The 19,095-nt window shown below is 41.9% G+C and carries 29 protein-coding genes; 26 read left to right on the top strand and 3 right to left on the bottom strand.

The window, feature by feature from the left end; genetic code table 11:
• Nucleotides 1-51: 51 nt before the first annotated feature.
• The 6 genes from AACL31_RS19440 to AACL31_RS19415 all read left to right on the top strand — a co-directional run bounded on the left by AACL31_RS19440 (nt 52) and on the right by AACL31_RS19415 (nt 4,931).
• Nucleotides 52-219 (top strand): DUF2740 family protein, encoded by a 168-nt coding sequence (locus tag AACL31_RS19440; RefSeq protein ID WP_310513698.1) that lies wholly within the window; start codon nt 52-54, stop codon nt 217-219.
• Nucleotides 216-1,220, top strand: a complete 1,005-nt coding sequence (locus AACL31_RS19435) for a replication protein (protein WP_339053551.1) — start codon at nt 216-218, stop codon at nt 1,218-1,220. The genes AACL31_RS19440 and AACL31_RS19435 overlap by 4 nt, the downstream gene beginning before the upstream one ends.
• 117 nt (nt 1,221-1,337) lie before the next feature.
• On the top strand, nt 1,338-3,224 hold the full coding sequence (locus AACL31_RS19430; protein ID WP_339053995.1) for a toprim domain-containing protein: 1,887 nt from the start codon (nt 1,338-1,340) through the stop codon (nt 3,222-3,224).
• 39 nt (nt 3,225-3,263) lie between these two features.
• Entirely contained in the window at nt 3,264-3,515 is a 252-nt protein-coding gene (locus tag AACL31_RS19425) for a DUF1187 family protein (protein WP_339053550.1), read from the top strand.
• A gap of 19 nt (nt 3,516-3,534) precedes the next feature.
• On the top strand, nt 3,535-4,491 hold the full coding sequence (locus AACL31_RS19420; RefSeq protein ID WP_339053549.1) for a hypothetical protein: 957 nt from the start codon (nt 3,535-3,537) through the stop codon (nt 4,489-4,491).
• Entirely contained in the window at nt 4,491-4,931 is a 441-nt protein-coding gene (locus tag AACL31_RS19415; protein WP_339054033.1) for a recombination protein NinB, read from the top strand. Before AACL31_RS19420 ends, AACL31_RS19415 begins: the two co-directional genes overlap by 1 nt.
• Before the next feature lie 220 nt (nt 4,932-5,151).
• Here the strand turns inward: AACL31_RS19415 and AACL31_RS19410 are convergent, their stop codons facing one another.
• Nucleotides 5,152-5,583, bottom strand: coding sequence for a type II toxin-antitoxin system PemK/MazF family toxin (locus AACL31_RS19410; RefSeq protein WP_310513240.1), 432 nt, complete (start codon nt 5,581-5,583; stop codon nt 5,152-5,154).
• A 161-nt stretch (nt 5,584-5,744) separates the two neighbouring features.
• On the opposite strand from AACL31_RS19410, the gene AACL31_RS19405 reads away from it, so the two are divergent.
• From AACL31_RS19405 to AACL31_RS19360, 11 genes are all read left to right on the top strand, one after another.
• On the top strand, nt 5,745-6,227 hold the full coding sequence (locus AACL31_RS19405; RefSeq protein ID WP_339053548.1) for a hypothetical protein: 483 nt from the start codon (nt 5,745-5,747) through the stop codon (nt 6,225-6,227).
• A gap of 56 nt (nt 6,228-6,283) precedes the next feature.
• On the top strand, nt 6,284-6,775 hold the full coding sequence (locus AACL31_RS19400) for an antiterminator Q family protein (RefSeq protein WP_310513647.1): 492 nt from the start codon (nt 6,284-6,286) through the stop codon (nt 6,773-6,775).
• Between the two features lie 187 nt (nt 6,776-6,962).
• The gene (locus tag AACL31_RS19395) at nt 6,963-7,487 is read left to right on the top strand and encodes a hypothetical protein (RefSeq protein ID WP_339053524.1); all 525 of its coding nucleotides are present in this window, start codon (nt 6,963-6,965) and stop codon (nt 7,485-7,487) included.
• 12 nt (nt 7,488-7,499) lie between these two features.
• Nucleotides 7,500-8,369, top strand: a complete 870-nt coding sequence (locus tag AACL31_RS19390) for a Kiwa anti-phage protein KwaB-like domain-containing protein (RefSeq protein WP_339053547.1) — start codon at nt 7,500-7,502, stop codon at nt 8,367-8,369.
• 149 nt (nt 8,370-8,518) lie between these two features.
• Complete coding sequence (locus tag AACL31_RS19385; RefSeq protein ID WP_339053546.1) at nt 8,519-8,740, top strand: phage holin family protein; 222 nt, start codon at nt 8,519-8,521, stop codon at nt 8,738-8,740.
• Entirely contained in the window at nt 8,700-9,182 is a 483-nt protein-coding gene (locus AACL31_RS19380) for a lysozyme (RefSeq protein ID WP_339053545.1), read from the top strand. Before AACL31_RS19385 ends, AACL31_RS19380 begins: the two co-directional genes overlap by 41 nt.
• Nucleotides 9,152-9,532 carry a hypothetical protein gene (locus AACL31_RS19375; protein ID WP_339053544.1) on the top strand — a complete coding sequence of 127 codons (381 nt, stop codon included), beginning with the start codon at nt 9,152-9,154 and terminating at the stop codon, nt 9,530-9,532. The genes AACL31_RS19380 and AACL31_RS19375 overlap by 31 nt, the downstream gene beginning before the upstream one ends.
• Nucleotides 9,447-9,674 (top strand): Rz1-like lysis system protein LysC, encoded by a 228-nt coding sequence (lysC, locus tag AACL31_RS21200; RefSeq protein ID WP_422389266.1) that lies wholly within the window; start codon nt 9,447-9,449, stop codon nt 9,672-9,674. The genes AACL31_RS19375 and lysC overlap by 86 nt, the downstream gene beginning before the upstream one ends.
• Before the next feature lie 229 nt (nt 9,675-9,903).
• Nucleotides 9,904-10,260: a KilA-N domain-containing protein gene (locus AACL31_RS19370; RefSeq protein WP_310513409.1), complete on the top strand. Its 357-nt coding sequence runs from the start codon at nt 9,904-9,906 to the stop codon at nt 10,258-10,260.
• A 21-nt stretch (nt 10,261-10,281) separates the two neighbouring features.
• Nucleotides 10,282-10,824, top strand: a complete 543-nt coding sequence (locus AACL31_RS19365) for a terminase small subunit (protein ID WP_310513408.1) — start codon at nt 10,282-10,284, stop codon at nt 10,822-10,824.
• Nucleotides 10,802-12,028, top strand: coding sequence for a PBSX family phage terminase large subunit (locus tag AACL31_RS19360; protein ID WP_310513407.1), 1,227 nt, complete (start codon nt 10,802-10,804; stop codon nt 12,026-12,028). Before AACL31_RS19365 ends, AACL31_RS19360 begins: the two co-directional genes overlap by 23 nt.
• A 181-nt stretch (nt 12,029-12,209) precedes the next feature.
• Here the strand turns inward: AACL31_RS19360 and AACL31_RS19355 are convergent, their stop codons facing one another.
• Nucleotides 12,210-12,344, bottom strand: a complete 135-nt coding sequence (locus AACL31_RS19355) for a hypothetical protein (RefSeq protein ID WP_339053543.1) — start codon at nt 12,342-12,344, stop codon at nt 12,210-12,212.
• Between the two features lie 64 nt (nt 12,345-12,408).
• On the opposite strand from AACL31_RS19355, the gene AACL31_RS19350 reads away from it, so the two are divergent.
• The 9 genes from AACL31_RS19350 (at nt 12,409) to AACL31_RS19310 (ending at nt 18,691) form a co-directional block, all read left to right on the top strand.
• A complete protein-coding gene (locus AACL31_RS19350) occupies nt 12,409-13,596 on the top strand; it encodes an anti-CBASS protein Acb1 family protein (RefSeq protein WP_339053542.1) in 1,188 nt (395 codons plus the stop codon).
• Nucleotides 13,597-13,887: 291 nt separating this feature from the next.
• Nucleotides 13,888-14,430 carry a phage minor head protein gene (locus AACL31_RS19345; protein WP_310513405.1) on the top strand — a complete coding sequence of 181 codons (543 nt, stop codon included), beginning with the start codon at nt 13,888-13,890 and terminating at the stop codon, nt 14,428-14,430.
• Entirely contained in the window at nt 14,417-15,595 is a 1,179-nt protein-coding gene (locus AACL31_RS19340; protein ID WP_310513404.1) for a DUF2213 domain-containing protein, read from the top strand. The genes AACL31_RS19345 and AACL31_RS19340 overlap by 14 nt, the downstream gene beginning before the upstream one ends.
• Nucleotides 15,595-16,074 (top strand): structural cement protein Gp24, encoded by a 480-nt coding sequence (locus AACL31_RS19335; protein ID WP_310513403.1) that lies wholly within the window; start codon nt 15,595-15,597, stop codon nt 16,072-16,074. The genes AACL31_RS19340 and AACL31_RS19335 overlap by 1 nt, the downstream gene beginning before the upstream one ends.
• A gap of 3 nt (nt 16,075-16,077) precedes the next feature.
• Nucleotides 16,078-17,046, top strand: coding sequence for a major capsid family protein (locus tag AACL31_RS19330; protein ID WP_310513402.1), 969 nt, complete (start codon nt 16,078-16,080; stop codon nt 17,044-17,046).
• Nucleotides 17,047-17,151: 105 nt separating this feature from the next.
• Nucleotides 17,152-17,439 (top strand): hypothetical protein, encoded by a 288-nt coding sequence (locus AACL31_RS19325; protein ID WP_310513401.1) that lies wholly within the window; start codon nt 17,152-17,154, stop codon nt 17,437-17,439.
• Between the two features lie 33 nt (nt 17,440-17,472).
• Complete coding sequence (locus AACL31_RS19320) at nt 17,473-17,859, top strand: DUF4054 domain-containing protein (protein ID WP_310513400.1); 387 nt, start codon at nt 17,473-17,475, stop codon at nt 17,857-17,859.
• A complete protein-coding gene (locus AACL31_RS19315; protein ID WP_310513399.1) occupies nt 17,859-18,329 on the top strand; it encodes a hypothetical protein in 471 nt (156 codons plus the stop codon). The genes AACL31_RS19320 and AACL31_RS19315 overlap by 1 nt, the downstream gene beginning before the upstream one ends.
• Complete coding sequence (locus tag AACL31_RS19310) at nt 18,326-18,691, top strand: hypothetical protein (protein WP_310513398.1); 366 nt, start codon at nt 18,326-18,328, stop codon at nt 18,689-18,691. The genes AACL31_RS19315 and AACL31_RS19310 overlap by 4 nt, the downstream gene beginning before the upstream one ends.
• Here AACL31_RS19310 and AACL31_RS19305 read toward each other — a convergent pair.
• Nucleotides 18,683-19,081 carry a type II toxin-antitoxin system HicB family antitoxin gene (locus AACL31_RS19305; protein ID WP_310513397.1) on the bottom strand — a complete coding sequence of 133 codons (399 nt, stop codon included), beginning with the start codon at nt 19,079-19,081 and terminating at the stop codon, nt 18,683-18,685. The genes AACL31_RS19310 and AACL31_RS19305 overlap by 9 nt on opposite strands.
• Nucleotides 19,082-19,095: the final 14 nt, after the last annotated feature.

Genomic DNA, 19,095 nt, shown 5'->3' with positions numbered 1-19,095 from the left:
AAGGGAAACGGCAAATTTCCCTTTTTTTCTTTCAATTTCAGCGAGGTTATTATGCCAAAAAAGCGCCGATTTTACCAGTCAAATATCCATAAAAACATTATTCGAGAGAGGGTCAATCACTCTTTCACAGAATTAGCCGCCAAGAAGCTCAAAGCTGCATTAGAAGATGCAAAATTAAGGCTTAAACATCGTCAAGAATCAATTAGAGGTAATCAATGAAACATCTTACTCCAACCGAGACCGTTAACCAAATTGGGCGTCTAAATCTGTCTGGTAATGTTATCCCTGCTAACTGGTGGCATCATATCAAAATGCCAAGTGGAAAGCCTGATAGCACCGCTATTGTTCTACTGTCTGAAATTATTTACTGGTATCGTCCAACTGAAATCAGAGACGAATGTACGGGCGAACTGAAAGGCTGGCGCAAGCGTTTTCAGGGTGACAAATTACAGCGTAGTTATCAATCTTTTGCTGATCAGTTCGGATTTACAAAACGAGAAGTGACTGATGCCTTAAAGCGATTGAAATCGCAAGGTATTATTACCCTAGAACTCCGTACAATTAATACTTCAACCGGGGCTTGTTGTAATGTTTTGTTTATTGAACCTGTTCCTGCACGCATTGATGAGATAACTAACGCCACACAATGGGTTAATAATCACCCTGAACTAGAATCAGTTTCTGTAATAGCTCCTACGAAAAAATGCAATAGGGGTTACGTTGAAACGGAATACCCCCTACGAAAAAACGTAACACCCCCTACGTTGAAACGTAAGACGTATACAGAGACTACTACAGAGATTACTACAAAGAATAAAAACATATTGATCGAACCCGTTCGATCTGAGGTTAAAAAAACAGACTCTGAAATTGCAAAAGCAAATCAAAATCCAATTGATTTAGCGTTTGAAGGCATATTCTGGTCACAGGTTCAGCGCAAAGTGGGTAAGCAATCCGCCAAATCCGCATTCAAAACTCAATTCAAGTTGTGGCGGAAGGAGACTGGGGAAACACCTGAGCAGTTTGCAGAATTTCTTGTGTCTGATATTCAATCTAGGTTACAGGCTAATCAGTTTGGCTTTGAAAAGTTACATCCTGCCACTTACCTCAATGGCAAACGCTGGCTGGATGACAAACCGGTAATACAATCCCATTCAACCAAACCTCAAGCAACAACCACATCAACGTTTACCGTTAGTAACGGCTTGGTATTTTTCTAACAAAATCATCATGAAATCAATTATCAAATCAATACTCATCCGTGGGTATAACTACGGCTGGCTAAGTGCTGGCATTGTGCAATACGGTTTTGATAAATTTAATCTGAGGGAAGCATGATAACGATTACGGAATTATCTGAGCGCTTATGGCTTGATGTTGTCAGAGTGGCTAAATATCTCTTACCTGAAGGCAAAAAAGAGGGTCATGAGTGGGTGGCTGGCTCTGTGCATGGTGAGCAGGGGAAAAGTTTAAAAGTTAATCTGTCTGGCAAAAAGGTTTGGTCAGATTTTGCTGAGGGAACAGGGGGGGATTTACTTGATTTATGGATTCAGGTCAGGGACTGTAGTTTGCATCAGGCGATGGCAGAGGCAAAACAGTTTCTAGGGATAGTGGATGAATCCGGTGCATTTGAAGCAAAACGGAAAAAACAGTTTAAACGCCCACAACCCGCATCACTGAAGAAAACCGTCCGTAAACCAAAAGACTGTTACGAATATCTTCAATCACGAGGCATAGACCGCAAAACGGCAGAAGAATTCCAAGTCAGTGATGCCGTTGTTTGGTCAGCTGAAGCAAACAAAGAAATACCCGCGATAGCCTTCCCTTACAAGCGAGAAGGCGAGCTGATACAGGTAAAACGGATTAGCACAGTAAGACCCAGTGGGAAGAAGGTCATTTCAGTTGAAGCGGATTGTGAACCTTGTTTGTTTGGCTGGCAAGCGTTACCTAAAGCGATTCGTGCAGTCATATTGTGCGAGGGTGAAATTGATTGCATGAGTTATCATCAGTACGGGTTAAGCGCATTGTCGGTTCCCTTTGGTGGCGGCAGTGGGGCAAAACAACAGTGGATTGAGTATGAATTTCATAATCTTGACCGCTTTACTGAAATCTGGTTGTCAATGGACAATGACGAAGTGGGGCAACAGGCCGCCTTGGAAATTGCTCGTCGATTAGGGGAATATCGGTGTCGTTTAGTCAAATTGCCCCACAAGGACATTAACGAATGTTTACAGGCTGGCCTGACACAACAGGAAATTGTACACTACCTTGAAACAGCCGCTTATTTTGACCCTGAAGAACTCTGCACAGCGAGAGATTTTTATCAGAGTACGCTGGATGCATTCTACGGTAGAGAGGAATATTTGTTCAAGACACCTTGGGAGTCATTAAATCGCCATTTTAGTTATCGTGAATCTGAGTTAACGCTACTCAATGGGGTCAATGGACACGGTAAGAGTGAAATATTGGGGCATATTCTGTGTGAAGCGATGCGCCAAGAAATCAGAGCCTGTGTTGCTTCGTTTGAGTTAAAACCCGCAACATTTCTAAAGCGTCTAACCCGTCAAGCAACATGCACTAAATTACCCTCACAATTAGAAATTGAGTCCGCTTTTAAGTTTTATGATGATAGTCTCTGGTTATTTGGCTTAACAGGGACAGCGAAATCATCACGATTACTGGAAATATTTAGATATGCTAACCGCCGATATGGTATCAATCTGTTTATCATTGATAGCCTGATGAAGTGTGGGCTTGCCGATGATGATTACAATGGGCAAAAAGCCTTCATGGATGCATTGTGTGATTTTAAAAACAAAACTTCAAGTCATGTTATTTTAGTGACACACAGCCGTAAATCGGAAAGTGAAGAAAAACCCACAGGAAAAATGGACGTAAAAGGCTCAGGTTCAATCACTGACCTTGCCGATAACCTTTTCATCATCTGGCGAAATAAACGCAGAGAACGAGCGTTACAGAAACTAGAGGCTAGTCAAATACTAACTGAAAAAGAGCAGGAATATTTAAAAGAGCCCGCTTCCATATTGTGTCTGGAAAAACAGCGAAATGGGGAAGGGTGGGAAGGAAAAATCTCATTGTATTTGGATAAACAGGCGCATCAATTTTTAGCAGAAGAAAATACAAGTCCATACAATTACATCGCCAACATGCCAAACAGTGACTATGACCAAGTTTGGATGAACAACAATGTATCTAGAGATTAAACCCAGTTTCAACATCTTCAAATAATCAGGACACCCCCAATGAAACACCAAATCGAAGCAACCCTTGTTAAGGATGGTGGCGAATCTGTCTATTGGTATCGCTTTAGCGACAAAGCACTCTCAGAACAGGATTGCCTGGAAATGTTATCCCAGCCGTCCATGTTCAAAATGCAATTTATGAAGACGGATTACTACTGGACTGTTGGCAATGGCAAAGCTGGAAAGCGTGACAAATTGCCAAAAGTATCAATAGAAAATTTCACCTGTACTTCGCTAAACCTACCCCAATAAAAATCAAATAGGCAAAAATATGAAAATTCAAAACATGGCAAATCGCTGTGAGGGACATTTTTGTGCCCAAAGTGAGGACTTCAATATATTTAACCGCCGAAAAGCGGTGATTACGGGTAACTGGTCAGCCATTAACAACGGTATCTGTACATTAACGGATTTAGGACTGAGACACAATGGAAATGGGTTAGTCTGGCTAAACTCTGGAATTTCCGTTCATGAGGCAGATAGTGATACCGGATTCACCGGAGGATATAAAAAATCTTATGAATATCAAGCATCGTTATGTCCAGATAGGCCATTGGAAAATAAGGTTTTTTCACGTGGCGTGCATTCACATAAAGTTGATAATTACTGTCTTTTGATACTTAACCGCTCTGATTCATGGGTTGAATATTGGAATCGTAAAAATGGAAAAGCGTTAAGAACTTTTGCAGTGCAGATATTAACAAATGAAAGGCAAGACGCTTTTGATAATTGGGTTATCTATCGACATCCTAGACAACATGATAAATATACAGTGATTAACATTGAACACAATAAGGCATTGGTCAAAGAGTATGTTCGTCATGGCTGGTTATGTGAATCAACCTATGAACTTTCTTTGTTGGTAAAAAGTAATAATGAGTTTAGTCGATTAATGGCACGGCTTGGTTATATTAAAGTTCGTACACGTAAAATTACGGGCCATAAAGAAACATTCTGGATATACAGGGGTGCAGAGAAGGAAATTAAAGAATCGAAAGCAAGAAAAACGTTACGTCCATCTAATGTATTGATATATAAAGATAATAATAAATTTGTGCAGTATGCAAAACAACCAATGAAAGCTTTTAAACACATCCTTGTCGATGGTGAATACCGTTATGTTTATGAAGACCATATCCATTTTTTGACGAAAAAGCGTCAGCGGATAGCGGGGAAACAGGTAACCGGTTATGCCGCTAAAGGGGTGGAGATGAGAGAAGTTAAGTGATGGAAGATAACTTACTCTTCCACGAATCAACGAAACAATCCGTCTGGCAAACCTTAAAAGCTGTCCTCGCAACAAACCAACCGCATCAACTCATTATCAAGCCTTACCGTAAAACCCGTTCACTCTCTCAAAATTCACTTTTTCATTTGTGGTGCGCAGAGATAAGCAAATATCTGTGTGCTAACAACGCTAATTTTACCGCTGAGCAGGTGAAGGAAATGCTCAAGCACACTTTTCTTGGTTATGAGGTAGTAGAGCGTATTGATGTGACCACACAGCAGCCAGAGCGCGTCAGAACGCTTAAGAGGACATCAAAACTTGATACGGGGGAAATTGCATGTCTTTATGCAAAAAGTGGAATGCTGGGCGATTGGCATCGGTTGTTTTGTGACGATACCGGAAAGCTCGGAATATATGAAATTAAAACAGGCACAGGATGAATGAGCGATTAATAAAGCAAAACCCCCATGGAAGGGGGCTTGTTCTCAGCGTTGACTTAGCTTGCAATCGCTTTTTGTCACGCTGGCTACAATGGACGCACCTTAGAGTAGTCTTAAAGCCTGTCAGCTAATCGTGAATGTGATTAACGCAGGAGACATTAGCAATGTTAGCAGGGAAAAATTTTTATGCAACACAGAATTAAGATAACAAATTATTCCATTACAAGTATTGACACATAAAACTCATACCCATCCCATGAAGAACACAACGATATATTTCATTCATTTGTTCTTTTCCAAGTCGCTGGGTAAAATAGTCTCTTTTACCTTCGCGGTTTTTACTCAAGTAGATTAGATCCAATCGGTGATAGGCAACAGTATAAACCATGTCACCTTTTACCCATGTGTCTCTACCCATAAAGTGTTTACTTTTAGGAGTTGATTGGTCAGGGAGCTTATAATGATAATTCCTGACAATATCGGGTTTAACTGTACTACACGATACGATAGTTGCTAAGTTTTTTCGCCCAGGAATAAAACCTGACAGTATTATGACAGGACGAGAGGCCTTTACCATTTCAGGCTCTCTAAATCCTTTAGAAAAATCACAAAGTAGTAATTGCCCCGCCTTGGGATGAATAGTAATTGGCATAAAATTTATTATATAAGTTAAGAGTTGTCGGATTATATAAAAAAATCGGTCAAACGGAGAGAATTTTATTGAGAGACGGCAAGAATAATCAATCACCTTAAATTTAATCATTAATTGCTACCCCTCCAATGAGGGGTTTTTTATTGGGAGAAATAATATTAATGGCACTAAAAAGGGATAAATACGATGCCGTGTTCTCTGAATTAGTCCGCGAAAGAACAAACTGGATATGCGATTATTGCGGACGACATTTTCAGTATGAACGCGCTAAACTGCACTGCTCACACTTCAAATCAAGACGACATAAAGCCACCCGTTATCACCCCTGTAATAGTTTTTCGCACTGCGTAGGCTGTCATCGTAAGCTAGGCGAAGACCCTTACGAGTTTACCGCGCATGCAGAAATAACGTATGGCGAGATGACTATTGCCAAAATAGCGATGCTGGCGAATACCCCTGTAAATCTCAAGGTGGGTGAAATGGATGAAATCTACCGTCAAATGAAAAGTGAGCTAAAAAGAATGAAAACGATGCGACTTGATGGATATACAGGGCGCATTGAGTTTTTCTTACCGGATTGGTATCAGGCAGGTATTACCTTTCGAATGGGCGAAGAAAAAGCCCACACACTAAACCACCATTAATATTCAACGCAGGGCATTGAAACCATGCCCCTATTCCTATTTTTGCCGGAGGAGAGATGAAGGCGGTTAAGTCATTGGAATTAACAAAAGCACAGTATGACTGGGTAAATCATTGGCTTGAGCTTTGGGGCGCATGGGTGTATTCGGGTGAGTTGGATAAATGGCAATTCAACATTATCTGGCGATTCATGAAAAAAGCGAAAGGGGAAAGTATATCCTCAAGACCCATGTGTCGTGATGATGAAGGGTTGATTATTTCTGAAGTTGTTAATTCTGTTATGCGAGTTGACGAGAGAGCCTACAACATTTTGTTAAGTTATTATGTTCACGGTAAATCAAAGCTCAGCATAGCCACGTATTATCACAAGACAGCGAAACCCAGAAGGATGATGACCAGAGCGGGGGGAAGGTGGAAAAGGCCATCACCAAGAACATGCAGAAGGGAGATTGATGATATTTTCAATGCCAGCCTGTATTTAATACACAATCGGCTATTAACTGTCATGAAAAATAAAAATTCGGTTGCTAAAGTGGTTAATTTTACCTAATTATGACTTGACTTTAATGGACAAATGGCCAATAATTTTAGGGTAAGCTGATACAGTTATATAAAAAATCATAGAGCCTCGCTTTTTGCGGGGCTTTTCGTTTAAAAGTTCGTTGTATTTTTAGGTCAGCAGTTCTAATATTATTATGATTTGAAGCCTCTCAAAAAATGAGGGAAAGGGGGGGAATATGTTAAGCCGACTCATACGTATTTTGTTTGCGCTTACTGCTATTGCTCCACTTTCTATATCATTAACATACGTGTTTGTAACAAGTAATAAGTTTCAATTTGCAGTAATCGCTCTTGTGGCATGTCTTATTCTCGGATTGACTGCAATTGTTGTAGTCAATAGAGCACGCGCGCATCTTGAATGCTTACCGATAAGTATAAAAAAAGCAAAAAGCGCAGATAAAGAAGTTATCGGTTTTTTTACCGCGTATGTATTACCGTTGGTATTTAAAGGTGTATCTGCACCAGACTTGGGTGCTTGGGCTATGGCTGCCGTTATGCTTTTGTTTGTATTGTGGAGCACGCATGCGTTTCAGGTAAACCCTGTTCTCGGGTTGTTTGGCTATCATTTTTATGAAGTTGAAACCGCAGATGGGATAACCTATCTGATGATAACCAAAAGAAAAATAAATGACATCACTACTGTGAATTATGTTGTGCAACTTGGGGAGCATGGGGTTTTAGACATTAGTGTGGCAAATTAAGGAATAGGTTTAATGAATCTTTTTGCATTGACGGACGTTCCAGGTGCACGAATTATTAGATTTCCGCTTACTCAATCTTTGCAGGCTGAAATAAAGGCATTGTTTAGTAAGCAATTCGAATCTTTTTGGGGTAACGAGCCTGAGCTTATACCGTTTGATGGGCGTTGTAGCCCTGATGAGGGAGAATTATTAAACATTGCTGATTTTACCGATATAGATGGTATAAATGAGATAGTAGACAATCCTTTGTCAGTAGGGACTTTCAATGCTCAACTCCATTATCTTGATAAAGTTAAGGCGATATTCACATCGCATCTACACAAGGGGCAAAAGTATATTCTTATTCAGTTATTTGAACGACGCCGACTAATTTCTTCTAAAAATCGAGTATCAATGTTTTTTTCAAAAGACACGTTTCAACAAATAAATGACTCAGGAATTACGTTAGATACTAAATTATTAGCAGTCATGAATGGGAGTTCATTAAGTTTTCAGAGCTTTTACCTTCTTCGGCGTGTTTTTGACATGACTGAATATTTTAAGGAAGCGACTAATGATGAGGTTGCAGCCTTTGCTGGTCATAAAAGTTTACAGGTTAATGATATATCAAAATTTTTAGGTCAAGCTGGGAGATTGATTAGAAATAAGATTGCGTTGATTCTCCAATCAAAAGTACTTGATAATTTTACGACGCATCAAATAGTCGCTGCTGCTAAGAATTTCAATCTAATTATACAACTATCTCAAGATGGAAGAATTATTCTTCCTGAAAAAAGAGCTGAATTGATGCGAATTTTACGTTTTTTGGATGAAGATTATTACGAATCAGCGCTATCTCAAACTATCTATGTTTCTAAAACAAGACAAACTGCTGATTGTTGATACTTTTCTGCAAATTTATTGGCCTCATGTGAAAACGTGGGGTTTTTCGTTTACGCCACCGCAATACTGACAAATCTAATAATCGAAACGAGTAAGGCGGTTGGCTCCCCTGTTTAATCCAAGCAATGGAACCCTCAACGGGAGGGTATATGCGCATGTCTGAAAAATACTCAACCCCAACGGCCTATCTGTGGGGCATAACGACAACCATTTTAGGTTTTTTTACCCTTGAGCAGTGGGTGGCTATTGTCGGTATTATCTGCACGATAGGGACATTTTCAATCAACGTGTACTACCGCAAAAAGGAGTACGAACTCAAAGAGCGTCAGTATGAAAATACCGAAAAAAATAGTGATGGCAACGGGCGGTAGTGCGTTGTTTTTGGCCTCAAGCATAATAACGCATTTTGAAGGGTTGAGACTTAAGCCCTATTTCGATGGTGGCGGTATTCTTTCTGTTTGTTATGGCCATACGGGTAACGAGATTGAGCCTAACCGGACGTACACGCAAGAAGAGTGTGATAAGTGGCTTAATGACGATTTAAACGCGGTTAAGCGTTACGTTGACCCGTTGATTAAGGTCAGTATCAATACGCTCACTCAGGCAGCCCTTTACTCATTTGCCTACAACGTGGGCGTAGGAAATTTCGCTAAATCGACGTTACTCAAAAAGCTCAACGCTGATGACCGAAAGGGAGCATGTGATGAGATGAAACGATGGGTTTATGTGAAAGGCGAAGTCTGGAAAGGACTAATGACCCGTCGAGAAATAGAGAGCGTAATATGTTATGGCGACCTTACGCATTTGTCGTAGTGATTATTGCAGGATTAATCTTATGGGCATCTTGGTTGTTGACATCCTTAAACGAAGTCAGGGCATTAAATAAAAAACTCACTGTTGACCTCAATAAACAGGTAGCCATCACGACTAATGCTTTTCAGTCAATAAGGGCAATCAATGATATTGCACGAATTAATAGTGAAACCCGTCAGCGTAAAGCGGTTGACTCTGAAGCAACACAAGCAGCAATTAAAACGCATGTCGCCAATCGGGATTGCGCCAATCGCATTATCCCTAATGGTGCTGTTGTCGAGTTGCAGCAGCACACAAATCGAATACGTTCAGACTCCTCACATTCCGATACCCTCTCACCTACTCGCTGATTGCTTACCGCCAGTAATCACGGGTATGATGACATGGCGTGATAGCCTGATACTCAATGAGCAGTTACTGACAGTGATTGAGCAGTGTAATCTTGACAAACAGGCGATAAGGCGAATTGAGGAGCAGAGAGATGATAGTTGAGAACGAAAAACAAACGGAATATTTACAGCAGTACATCAAAACACAGCGTCAATGAATTAAGTACTTAACTATCCGGAAATTCCGGATAGTCCCCGCGCCCTCACCGCGCATTTAAATAAACCCGAGACAATTCACAAAATAGACCTCAGAGAACGTCAGTCAATCATGATGCGTTCGGGGCCTGTTCGTTCTGTGTGAGCTGAGGTCTCTTTTTTGAAAGGTTAGCATCATGAAATATCCAAAAGTAAATATTTATGGCATTCCTGTTAGAGTCGATGAAGAAGGGCGCTATAGCCTTAATGATTTGCATGCGGCAGCAGTAATAAAAGGTGAAGCCACAGAATCTCAAAAGCCAAGCAAATTTATGAGAAGTTCTCAGATTAAAAAATTTGTTCAAGTATTAAGCGCGGGACAAAATTGTCCTGCGGTGGTTGTAAATAATGGTGGATGTTCCCATGGTGTATGGGGGCTAGAACTTGTTGCTATTCGCTATTACCGCAAACAGCCAGCGAGTAAACGAGGCAAGATGATATCGGATTGTCTCAATCAGGCTAAACGATGGGCAAAATTAACAAAAAAACGATAATTATTAATTGAGGTAGATGTTATGACTCTCACAGACAAGCAGGAAGCATTTTGTCGAGAGTACCTGATTGATTTAAATGCGACGCAGGCGGCAATAAGAGCAGGGTACAGTGAAAAAACTGCAAAAGATATCGCATGTCAAAACTTAGCAAAACTCAACATTCAAAAACGCATACAAGACCTCATGGAGGAGCGCAAAAATCGCATTGAAGTTAACGCTGATTACGTACTTAAGCGATTGGTTGATATCGACCAGATGGACGTTATCGATATTCTTGATGAATCAGGTGATTTAAAGCCGATTAAGGCGTGGCCTAAAGTGTGGCGAACAACATTAAGTGGTTTTGACATTGCAGCCATACGAGTTGAGGGTGCAGATGCATTGCTCAAAAAAATAAAATGGCCTGACAAAATCAAAAACCTTGAGCTGTTAGGTAAACATGTTTCTGTTCAGGCTTTCCGAGATCAAATAAAAAATGAGCGTGATGAAAATGTTGTTATTTTGCCAGAGGTCATAAAGATAGAAGCAGGAAAGTTTCCATATGATAAAAGTGGCAACGATTGAAATACCACCCAAATTAACCGAAGTGTTTTACGGGAGTGCTCGTTATCGTTGCGCTTACGGTGGGCGAGGAAGTGGCAAAACACATACCTTTGCGTTAATGTTGGCGATTAAGGCTTTTAGTGCAGCCAGGTCAGGCAAAAAAGGCGTTATCCTTTGCGCCCGTGAGTTCATGAACTCCCTTGAAGATTCCAGTATGCAGGAAGTAAAACAGGCAATACAAAGCGTCAGTTGGCTTGATGCCTTTTTTGATATTGGTGAAAGATACATTCGTACCAAAGACAAACGAATTTCTTTTGTCTTCTGTGGATTAAGGCACAATTTGGATAGTCTAAAATCAAAATCATCAATTCTCTTTTGTTGGATAGATGAGGCTGAAAATGTCCCTGAGTACGCATGGCAAAAATTAATCCCGACGGTGCGAGAAGAGGCTTCTGAAATCTGGGTGACGTGGAATCCAGAGCGAAAAGGGAGCGCAACCGATGTTCGCTTTAGGCAGAAAAAACCAAGTAACTGTTTGTCAGTTGAACTTAACTATAATGACAATCCGTGGTTTCCCGAGGTTTTGGATGAAGAAAGGAGAAACGACCGGATCCGGCTTGATGCTAATACCTATGCGTGGATTTGGGAAGGTGCTTATTTGGAAAATTCCAATAAGCAAGTATTGAACGGCAAATATGAGATCAGTGAATTTGATGATGACCTCTGGAAAAAAGCAGACCGATTGTTGTTTGGTGCCGATTTTGGCTTTTCAAATGACCCAAGTACCTTGATCCGGAGTTTCATCCTTGGTGACTGTTTGTACGTCGAATATGAAGCCTACAAGGTCGGCGTTGAGTTGGACGCACTACCGAATTTCTATCAAGCGATACCGGAAACAACACGTTGGCCAATTAAAGCAGACAACAGCAGACCAGAGACTATCAGCTACTTAAAACGACAGGGTTTTAATATTGCGCCGGCATCTAAATGGAATGGTAGCGTAGAAGACGGCATAGCGCACCTAAGAGGCTTCAAAAAAATCATCATTCACCCACGCTGCAAACATACGATTGAAGAAGCTCGTTTGTATTCGTACAAAGTTGACCGCAATACGGGTGACGTACTTCCTGTCATTGTTGATGCTAACAATCACTGTTGGGATGCAATCCGTTATTCGCTTGATGGATATATCAAAGGTTCAGTATCTTTTTTGGATACATTGTAGGCATTAATAGGTGTACAAAATCGAGCAGTTTCGTACGCCGCCTAATATGTACGAAAGTCAGTGAAATAAATTTCGGATATGCAGTATAATGTGTACACCCATTTCGTACACTTAAAATAATCTCAACTAAGATACCTCCTTCACTTATTCGTTAAATACAAATAATTAACCTCATGAGAGGTCATATGCTTTCATCTTTTCGAAAAAAATCACCCCAAAAACTCGCTGATGGCGGGTTGGGTAATCTAATGCGTGATGTGAATGCGATAGGGGCGTCCACCACCACATTGCCGTCCAGTTTTGCCGCACTTGGCATAGCAGGTGCTGGCTATTTTGAAACGGATAAAGGCTTGACGTGGCTATATGAGCATGTGTCGATTGTGCGGAAATATATCAACAAAACGTCAGGCGACTGTATTAAGCATTGGCGCACCGTGCGTTTTACGGGCGATGATGAAGAACGAACCGAACAACTGAATGATGTGTTCACAGGCGAAGAAAAGCGCCTTAACATCAAAAAGCACGCAGAAATGGCGTTAAAACTGGCTGCACTCTACGGTGGTAGTCTGTTAATTGCGGTGACCGATGAAGAAAATCTGGAAAAACCGCTCAATGTGAATAACGAACAGCTAAAAGGGTTTTTGGTCGTCCGGCAAGGGGAATATCGCATCCGTAAAATCGCTACCAACATTTTTAGTCCGTACTTTAACAAGCCATTGTTATTTGAATTGGAAAGTGACGAAAAGATAGCCGTGCATCATTCCCGTTGTTGTTTAACTGTCATTAATCAAATCACCAATAGCACTGTCAAGGCGAGCGAAAAAGCCAATGACGGTAAAAGCGATATTCTGGCGTTTATCTCCGATTTGCTCGGTTACCTTTACGTCAATGATGAAGTGCTCGGCATGTTGCGTGAGATGAAGTCCGATATCTTTTTGCTGAAAGACCTGAATATGAATATTTCAGGTGGAAGGGGAGAAGAGATTATTAACTGGCTGAAACTGGTTTTACAGGCAAAGAGCAGACACAACGTTTTGATGTTAGACGCCGACAGTCAGTATGAGCAAAAAGAGTTGTCGCTAGCAAATGTTTCAGACATCTGGACAAAAGCGCAAGACCGATTGGCGGTTGCGATGGACAGACCGAAAACCATTTTGTTTGGTGATAGCGCCGCCGGATTTTCCACCGGACAGGAAGATTTACAATCTTACTACGACACGATTTTTGAAATTCAAGAATCCCGGTTGCGCCCGATTGTTAACTTCTTCGACAAATTCATTTGTGCCAAGCATGGCATTAGCGAAACGGAAATCGCCTTTGAATTTGTCCAAATCAAAACTGAAAATAAAGCCGAGTCTGCCACGAATCTTAATACCGTGACTACGGCATTAATGCTGTTGCTGGAACACGGCGTGATTGAGCCACAAGATGCACTCAATGAGCTTAATCGTCGTGAACTGGTTGACGTTAAAAATGTACCGGAAGTGACGATGATGGCAAACCTACTCAGTGAGGAGCATGGCAGTGAATTTACTACCCAAAGGCAAATTAACGGGGAGGGAGTGTAAGCCGATTAATCCGAGTAAGCGCGCAGAAGTCTATTATGCCTCCTCAGTTAAACATCTTATTTCACTTTTAAAGTTCGTTGTTAAGCAAGAAATTACCGTGAAAATCAGCAAAAAAATCTAGGCGATGCCAGCCCCGATTCTATCCAAAAACGTTTTCAAACCTTTAACCGCATTGTTGACCGCTTTTTAACGATTGACATCAGCGCATTTGCAACACGGGTAGCCCGCAATTTTGCAAAGATAACTAACGCAGATAACAAAAAACGGTTAAGCCGTGAATTTGAGTCTGTGATGGCGATTAATCCCGAAGCGGTGTTGGACACTAAGCAAACGCAGGATTTCTTTAAAGGCATGATTGGCGAAAACGTCCAGTTGATTAAAGGATTACACACCGAATCATTAAGCAATGTACAAAAAATTGGGCAATCGATGATAGGCGGCAACAAAACGTTGCGAGAGGCGGGAAAGGAAATAACGGCAGCGTTAAATATTCAGCAAAACCGAGGGATGCGAATTGCGATTGATCAAAGCCGTAAAGCGATGGGCGATTTAACCAATCTCAGAATGCAAAAACTGGGGATTAAATTATATCGCTGGTCAGCGGTGATGGATAAACGAAAAAACGGCGGAACCCGTCCCTCGCATGCAGCGATGAATAATCGCATTTGCCGATTTGATGACCCAAGCGTGTATTTCAACGAGAAAACCAAGCAGTGGGAAAAACGAAAACGCATTGGGGGCGTGGAGCTTCACCCTTCGCAAGATTTCAATTGTCGCTGCGTCAGCAAAGTGATTTTACAAAGCATAGAAGGACTGAACGATGAACGGCAATGACAACCGATTGCCTATTGATATTAAGGGCGCCCAGCAGTTAGAAACGGGTTATCGCATCCCGAGCAAAATTGCCAAAGTGGGGATACAGGAATTTGAGGGGAAGGAACTCTCCAGTCATGTACCTAATTTGCTACCCACCAAACGCTACAAGGTTGAGGTGTTACCCGAAGACCTTTTTGACGCTGAAACCATCGCCTCTTTTGAGGGAAAACCGCTCACCTTTTTTCATGCGCCCAATAACGAGGTGACCAATGATAATTGGAAAGAAACCGCCATTGGGCATGTGCAAAATGTGAAACAAGACGGTGATTATCTTTCAGCCGATGTTTTTCTTTATGACGCTGAGGCGATTGCTGCCATTAAAAATTACCAAATCAAAGAACTCAGTTGTGGTTACAAGTCGTTTATCGAACCGACTACCACAACGGGGATTGATTTCAAGAAAACCCACATCAGAGGTGACCACGTGGCGATTGTTGACGTAGGTCGCTCTGGACATGATGTAAAACTAGGAGATAGCGCTGTGTCTATGAAAGCAAAACTCGCTGCCGTAAAAGAGCAGCATACGTTGGGGGATGAGGGCGAAACACCCGATACCCTATTGATTCAGATGAGTGATTACATCCAGTTGCTCACCGGATCCGCCGATGAAGCCACCAAAGAAATTGGTGAAATATTAACAGGATTGATTGGTAAAGCGCAAAGTATGAATGTGAGTCCGTCACCCACCAGTGAGATCAAGCAAGGCGATGCAGCCAGTGAAATCCCCTCCGTGCCTGAAAATACAGAGGTTACCGATGAAAAATCGCTGATTGAGACGCTGAAAAAACAACTCGAAGAGTTGACCGAAAAACTCAACGCGTTGGAAGAAGAAAACGCCCGACTGAAAGCAGAAAAAGAGCTAGCGGAAACGGAAGCCGAAGCCAAGTCAACGTTTGGGGACGTGGCAATTGGTCACGGTCGAACCGCACGACAAATCAAGGAAAATGTGATTATTGCGAAAGGTTTGGTGACGCAGCTAGAAGCCAGAAAACTCGGCGATTCTGCGATTAACGGCAAATACGATTATTTGATTAATCGCCAGCGTGAACAGAACAAGCCTAGATTGAACTTAGGCGATAGAAAACCTACCAAATCCGCATCACAACGCTTAGGAGGCCGATAATGGAATTTGGATTCACAAATTGGGATTCCGATAAAGGAACCTTACGCGCAGGCACAATCTATCGCGCATCAAGCTCCAATGACAAAGTGTGGGGCGAAGAAAACAACACCACTGCTGACCTTGCCTACGGCGTATTTGTGGCGGTGAACCCTGACGGCGGTGTTAAGCCGATTTCCGCTGCCACCGATGTCATCCACGGTATTGTGGTGAGAGATATCTATAGCGACAAAGCACCACACAACAAGCAAGTCAATGTGGGGCATTTTTCACACGGGGATTGCGTGGGTGCGGCAACCGCGAAAGATGAAACCTTCAAACGAGGTGACAAAGTCTATGTGGTCGCAACAGGTGACGATGTAGGCAAAGTCTCCAAAACCGCAACAGGCAATATCGACTTGGGTTATTGGGTCGAAAATGTCAGTTCAGGCAGTCAGTGCGTGGCGATTACGCTTGGCTTCATTCAAAAGGTAGGAGAATAACAGATGGCGATTGAAGAAGCCTATTTTGAAACGGTATTGCAAGAAGCATTAACCGAACGTGACACGCAACTGCAGGAAAAACAGCTGCCTGAAATTAATATTGGTGAGGCAATCCCGATTAATGAAGGACTGGATTTTGCCGATGAATACATTGAATACGGCATCACCGAAGTATTGGGCTCTGTCAAAGACGGCATTATTGGCAACAAAACCAACTCGTTAGTCACTATCGACAGCACCATTGAGATGTACAAAGCGCCTGTTTGCCAGTGGGCAAAAGCCGTTGTCTGGACACAGCAGGAACTTGAGAAAATCAACAAAATCAATATTAATCTGCAAAGCAAAAAGCAAGATGATTTGTACGCCAATGCCCTGTCTACGCTGCAATATGCAGGCTACCTTGGTCATGCCAAAGTTAAAGGGCAAGAAGGTTTGTTGACAGGTAGTAAAATTCAGGTGATGCAGGAAGCATCGGGTAAGTCGCTGAAAGATATGAGCGCTAATGAGTTTATCAAACTGGTATTGGATGCTTACAACAAGGCGTGGGCAAACTCAGATTATCGGGTGCAACCAACGCACATAGCGATGGATGCCGCTGATTTCATGCTGGCGATGCAAAAGTTTGATAGCCAAAGTCCGATTGTGGGTACTGACCTTCTTCCTGTTTCTGCCATGGACAGGATTATGGCCGCTTTAAGGAAAGCTTCAGGCAATGACAGCTTTACTATCACCTTTGTGAAAGTTCCAGCAGGATATGCCAAAGAGATAACCAAAGGCAAAACCCGTCTGGCGATTTATACCTATGACGAAGAGTATGTTGAGATGAAAGTGCATATGCCGGAATTATTGGCGGTTCGCCAGAGGGATTTGCTGACCTATGAGTGTGGCTATCGGTCGGCTTTCGGAGGTGCAATGTGGAAACAACCACTATCTGCCGTTTACGCCGATTACAAAACTGCCCCAAAGTCATAGACGGCGGTTTTCCAAGCGGAACAACCCTACCGTCTGATAATCACTTTCCGCAATTACCAGCATGAGGGCAAGCCCCTCATGCTTAGTTCAATCTTGGAGTAAATAATGAGCTATACAAAAACAAACTGGGAAAATTCGCCGTCAACCAAAACCCCCTTAAATGCGGAGAATCTGAACAATATTGAAACGGGGGTATCTGCTCTTCACGAAGCGCTGGATGCCGGAACGCTCAAGGGAGACAAAGGCGATCAAGGTGAAAAGGGTGAAAAAGGCACGAAAGGCGATGCAGGTGTTGGTATTAAAAAAATCACCTCTGCCAAAGAAGGTAATGTGGTGACGTTGACGATTGAGTTAACTGACGGCACAAAACAGACGCCTTCGTTTGAAGTATAATTAAGTGGATTTTATCCGCTTTTTGGGGGCATCATGCAAGAAATGTTAAAGAAATTTCGTGACCGTTTTGGTGAAAAAACCTTTACCGCCGATGACAACAAATTGTTGCTCTATTTAACCGATGCTGAAAACCGGATGGACAAAAAAGTGTGGGGTGCGATGTATGAGCAAGGCTTGATGTATCTCACCGCTCATCTGCTTTTTTTGGCGGGATTCCATGAAAACAGTCCAACCAACGGTTCTCATTCAGCCGATCCCAATGTGCTGTTTGGTAGTCAAAGTGTGGGCGATGTCAGTGTCAGCGCGAATTTTTCAGGAATCGAGAATGATTGGTTTAAAACTTCCGCTTTTGGTGAGCAATATTTGGCGCTGGAAAGTCGCATTAACAATTACGCCTTGGCGGTTGGGATGAACTGGTGATGCTTAAATCAACATTGCTTGAAAAAGCCAAAAAACAGTTTGAAGAACTCAACAAACTGAAAGTTGAAGTGGGCGTATTGGAAAATACCAGACCGTACAAAGATTCGGATATCAGTGTGGTGGAAGTCGCTACGATCCACGAATTTGGCACGGAGAAAATCCCGCCTCGCTCATTTTTGCGAGTGCCGATTCGTGATCACCAAAAAGCCATCATTGAAAAAGCGGTAAAAGAAAAATACTGCTTATTCATTTCAGGTGATATCAGCGCAAAAGCATTTCTGGCTTATATCGGCGAACTGGCGGTTGGTTGGTCAATTGAGGCATTTGATACGCAAGGTTTTGGGTCGTGGCCTTTGCATGCTGAAAGCACCAAGGCGCAATTGAAAAGAAAAGGTGTCATCGAAGCAAGGCTATTGCAAGACACGGGAGCATTAAAAAAATCGATAACCTATCAGATGGTGAAAAAATGAGACTGCCTAATATGGCAAGAACCATCCGCCGATTTTCACAACCATTAACTTTCATCACGGAAGTGATCACCACGAAAGATTTTAAGCCGGATTTTGTGATAACACGAAAATCGATTGAAGGGGTGATCAGCAGTTTGCCGGATGAAGCAATTAACAAAGATAGTCTGGATTGGTCATTGGAGTATTTCACGGTGCATGTGCAACCGCAATATGCCGATTTGCTCGGTGTTTACTTGGAGTACAAAGGAAAAATTTTTAAATCAATTAACCGCAAAGACTATAGCGACTATGGCTTTGTGCGCTATGTCTTTGAGGAAGTGAAGGATAGTGAGGTAACAACAAGATTGAGAGAATCAAACTAGAATGTTCTCAGCAGCAACTTTAGCCAAAAAACCAGAACGACTACCGTATTCAGGATGAGAAGCAACATATTGATCAATGCGGTGAATTAACAAAGATGGCAAAGTCACGTTGATTTTTTCTGTTTTACCCATCAATCGAGTAACGTCGACATCAACGACTGCCCAAATCACATTTTTATATTCAGAATCAGATAAATATTTATCAATGCTGTTAGCTATAGGTAATGATTCGTTTTCTTGAAGTAATAATTCAAGATGTGCCTCAATTGCTTCTTTTGCACTTTCTACTGCTTCATTCAATGTTTCTCCACCAGAGAAACAACCTTGAATATCAGGAATTCTTACACCAAATGATGAACTGGATTTATCAATAGCGATGGGATACAACATGTAATCTCCTTGCT

It is taken from the genome of Arsenophonus endosymbiont of Crataerina pallida (assembly GCF_964020125.1).
GTDB classification, from domain to species: domain Bacteria; phylum Pseudomonadota; class Gammaproteobacteria; order Enterobacterales; family Enterobacteriaceae; genus Arsenophonus; species Arsenophonus nilaparvatae.
This window is presented reverse-complemented; position numbering and strand designations above follow the sequence as displayed.